5 protein-coding genes are annotated in these 3683 nt (G+C 67.0%); all 5 read right to left on the bottom strand.

Features of this window, described 5'->3' with window-relative positions; genetic code table 11:
* A partial coding sequence (locus R1101_RS0118355) for a GAF domain-containing protein (RefSeq protein WP_016934810.1) occupies positions 1–542 on the bottom strand: 542 nt, incomplete at its 3' end.
* Between the two features lie 234 nt (positions 543–776).
* On the bottom strand, positions 777–1148 hold the full coding sequence (locus R1101_RS0118350; RefSeq protein WP_016934809.1) for a hypothetical protein: 372 nt from the start codon (positions 1146–1148) through the stop codon (positions 777–779).
* Positions 1149–1274: 126 nt separating this feature from the next.
* Positions 1275–1562 (bottom strand): hypothetical protein, encoded by a 288-nt coding sequence (locus tag R1101_RS0118345; RefSeq protein WP_016934808.1) that lies wholly within the window; start codon positions 1560–1562, stop codon positions 1275–1277.
* Between the two features lie 87 nt (positions 1563–1649).
* Positions 1650–3329, bottom strand: a complete 1680-nt coding sequence (locus tag R1101_RS0118340) for an FAD-dependent oxidoreductase (protein WP_016934807.1) — start codon at positions 3327–3329, stop codon at positions 1650–1652.
* A gap of 125 nt (positions 3330–3454) precedes the next feature.
* A complete protein-coding gene (locus R1101_RS0118335) occupies positions 3455–3679 on the bottom strand; it encodes a dodecin (protein ID WP_026003442.1) in 225 nt (74 codons plus the stop codon).
* Positions 3680–3683: the final 4 nt, after the last annotated feature.

The raw sequence follows: 3683 nt of genomic DNA, 5'->3' as shown, positions 1-3683 counted from the left end.
CCCCGAGATGCGATCGCCGAATGCAACTGCGTCTGCCGGCGCGCCGAGACGAATGCGATCGCGGCGTGAGCTGCCAGCACTTCCCCGATGTGGATCGACTCCTCGTCAAAGACATTCGGTTCGGAGGAGAACAGGTTCAGCGCCCCCGCCTGCATGTTGTGGGTATAGAGCCGGAACGACACGATGCTGCGCACCCCGGCTTCGACGGCCGCCGCGGTGAACAGGGGCCAGCGCGATTCCGCAGCCAGGTCGTCGCTGCGGGTGAACACCGTGTCCGTGGCAGCATCCACGCACGGTCCTTCTCCGACCCGAGCTTGCAGCGAATCGATCTGCGGAGGCAACTGCGAGGTCGCTGCGTACGATTCGTACTTTCCACGGTCGGCGATGACGAGCACGTCGGCGCTGTCGGCGCCCGGAATCAGCTCTACCGCGGCAGCAGTGATGCGCTGCAGGGTCGCGTCGAGATCCGTACCGGCGCCGTCGAAGGAACGGGCGAGTTCGGCCATCGTGCGACTCAGACGGGCGGGGTTCAGGTCGGCCATGGGCACACTTTCGAAAATCGGTGCGGTCGGTACAGGCATCGACAGCAGTGGGAGCATCGGCACCGTCGCCGCGACACCACGCTCTGGGACCCCCAGCCTATCGCCGGGCCGATGGCATGGTCCGGCCACAGAGCGAATGCACGAAACGCTCGAGACTTCGGTCCGATGATGGCCGACCCCGAAGAGCCGGGCCGGCCACGTGCCGGAGCCGTACAGGCCTCCGGAAGGCAGTGGTCAGCGGATCTCTTCGACCACGCTCGTGCCCTTCTCAGGACGCGATTCCCAGGCCCAGCTCTCTTCGAGGCGTATGCGGCCGTCGCTGAGCACCTCGATCCGGCTGTCGCAGACTCCGCTCGCGGTACAGCCGTCGACACCGAGGTGGACATACCGGAAGTGCAGTCGCTCACCGTTACGTGTCCCGACGAGGAAACCCCGCACTATCTCTCCGCCGTCGTAATCGGCCCAGATGACAGCATCGTCCTGGTGATACCGAAAGCGTGTGGCGCCACCGACCTGCCCGGTGGGCGAGTTGCTGACACCGGCGAACACCCTTCCATCCAGGTCGACGGTGGATGGCGAGTGATGCGCGGCATCGGCAGTGGTCATCTCGGCACCGTAACGGAGACCTACCCCGGGAGCATCCGGAGCCCGATGCGGAGCATCCGCCTATCTGCTGATGGGTGGAAGCACGAGCAACAGTGGTCGACTCCGGCCGGCGCACGACCACGACACTCACGGCCGTGGGTTCGTGCGCGTCCACCGAGGCCGGTCGCTGCGGGTGGCCGCCGCGCAACGCCCACACGGGACGACGCCGTGTTCGCCCAGTTCCGCCAGGTACAGCGCATCGCTCCACGGCACGTGCGGGAAGCGATCGAGGCGCGCGCGGGAGAGCGGAACTCCGCACAGGGTCTGATTGGTGCCGGGCGTCCACGCGTGCGTGTCGCCGGCGGGATAGCGGATCCCGTCGGTATCGATCCATCGACTCGACGCCGCGACTGCGGGCCGGCCTTGCTGCGCCATACGCCCGGGTTCCCCATCCGACGCGGGGTTACGCCTCGCGGCCGGGGGAGCTGCGGCAACGAATAACGCGAAACTACGACCGGCGGCTCACGACTCGATTCGTGAGGCCGCGAGCATCTCCTCGATCGATACGAACTTCAGTCGCGAGCGTCCCGCCGCGGAACCGCGGGACTTCTCCTGCTTGTCGATCTGCAGCCAACCGCGGTAGTCGATGTGCTCGGGGCGTCGCTCGGCGACCAGCGCCGCCAGCTTCTCCCGGTCGGCGACCGGCTCGGGCAGCTTGCCCTCGACGAAATCGTCGAGGATCTTCTCGACGGTTTCCGCAGAGCACTGCTTGTTGGTGCCGATCACGCCACTGGGACCACGCTTGATCCAGCCCGCGGTGTAGACACCGGGCACCGGTGCTCCGGTTTCGGCGTCGATCACCCGACCGCAGTCGTTGGGGATGACCCCGCGCCGCTCGTCGAAGGGCAGACCCGCCGGCGCGGTGCCTCGATAGCCGATCGAGCGCAGCACCAACCCAGTCTCGAGGGTCTCGGTCTCCCCTGTCGGACGGGCCTCGAGCCGACCGTCGACCTCGACGAGTTCGTTGCGTTCGAGCGTGATCGACTCGACAACACCGTCGCCGGAGATCTCCACCGGCGAGGCGAGATAGCGCAGCACGATCCGCTTGTTGCCCTCGGTGGCGGTGCGCTGCGCGAAGCCCTCGACCTGCCGCACCTTCAGCGCCAGGCGGGGTTCGACCTGCGGATCGTCGATCAGCGCGCGGCTGACCGGGTCGAGTTCGACCTCATCCCGGTCGACGACCACATCGACACCGGGCAGCGAGCCGAGCGCGAGCAGTTCCGGGTTGGTGTAGGCGGCCTGCGCCGGGCCGCGCCGGCCCACGACCACGACCTCGCGGATGTTCGACGTCCGCAGCGCCTCGAGGGCGTGTTCGGCGATGTCGGTGCGCGCGAGCTCGTCGGGGTCCGTCACCAGGGCTCGCGCGACGTCCAGGGCGACATTGCCGTTGCCGATGATCACCGCGCGCTCGGCAGACAGGTCGAAAGTGTGGTCGGCGAAATCGGGGTGGCCGTTGTACCAGGCGACGAACTCGGTCGCGGCGCGGCTGCCCACGAGGTCCTCACCCGGGATGCCCAGCGTGCGGTCGCTTGCGGCACCGACGGCGTAGATCACCGCGTGATGGTGCGCGAGCAGTTCCTCGTGGGTGATGTGGGTGCCGACCTCGACGTTGAAATAGCACTGGGTGTTCTTGTGGCCGATGGCGCTGCGGAAGAGGTCGCCGACTCCCTTGGTGCTCTGATGATCGGGGGCCACACCGGCGCGGACGAGACCGTAGGGGGTGGGCAGGCGGTCGAAGATGTCGACCTGCACCGCCGAGTGCGCCACCAGATCCATCGCCGCGTAGCACGCCGCAGGACCCGAGCCGACGATCGCCACCCGCAGCGTGCCCAGCTCGGCGGGCAGCTTGCGGCGCGTGCGCAGCTCGGGCCAGTCCGGTCCGATCGGGTAGCGCCGGTAGTACTCGGCGTTGATCTCGAGATACGGCTCCTGCGCCGGCGTGAGTTCGTTGTCGGCGGCGATCGCATCCACCGGGCACTCGTCGACACAGGCCCCGCAGTCGATGCACGTGTCGGGATCGATGTAGAGCATCTCCGCGGTCGCGAAGGGTGCTTCGTCGGGTGTCGGGTGGATGCAGTTGACCGGGCAGACCTCGACACACGAGGCGTCGTTGCAGCACGCCTGGGTGATTACATAAGCCACAGTTCTACCTGCCTACCGTGCCGATTCCGGACAACGAACCGGCCTCAGACTAGTACACGTTCCAGTTTTGGTCGAGAACCGCGTTCTTAAAACGACATCAACGCATTTCGGACTGCCGAGGCGCGTCAGATGTCCGCTTCGGTACCCGACTCGATGCGGAAACCGATCTTGAGAGTGACCTGCGTATGCGCCACCCGCCCGTCGTCGATGTGGCCCCGGATGTTGACCGTCTCGAACCACTCGAGATGCCGCGTGGTCTCCGCTGCTCGCGCCACCGCTTTCGCGATCGCGTCGTCGACTCCCGTCGTCGACGATCCGACGACCTCGATCACCCGGTAGACATGGCTCATGGCT

Origin of the sequence: Rhodococcus sp. R1101 (genome assembly GCF_000278445.1) — a bacterium.
Lineage (GTDB): Bacteria > Actinomycetota > Actinomycetes > Mycobacteriales > Mycobacteriaceae > Rhodococcus > Rhodococcus gordoniae.
This window is presented reverse-complemented; position numbering and strand designations above follow the sequence as displayed.

Coding starts and splice junctions, on each gene's coding strand:
- R1101_RS0118345 (WP_016934808.1), bottom strand. CDS start 1,562: ATGGCGCAGCAAGGCCGGCCCGCAGTCGCGGCGTCGAGTCGATGGATC.
- R1101_RS0118335 (WP_026003442.1), bottom strand. CDS start 3,679: ATGAGCCATGTCTACCGGGTGATCGAGGTCGTCGGATCGTCGACGACG.
- R1101_RS0118350 (WP_016934809.1), bottom strand. CDS start 1,148: ATGACCACTGCCGATGCCGCGCATCACTCGCCATCCACCGTCGACCTG.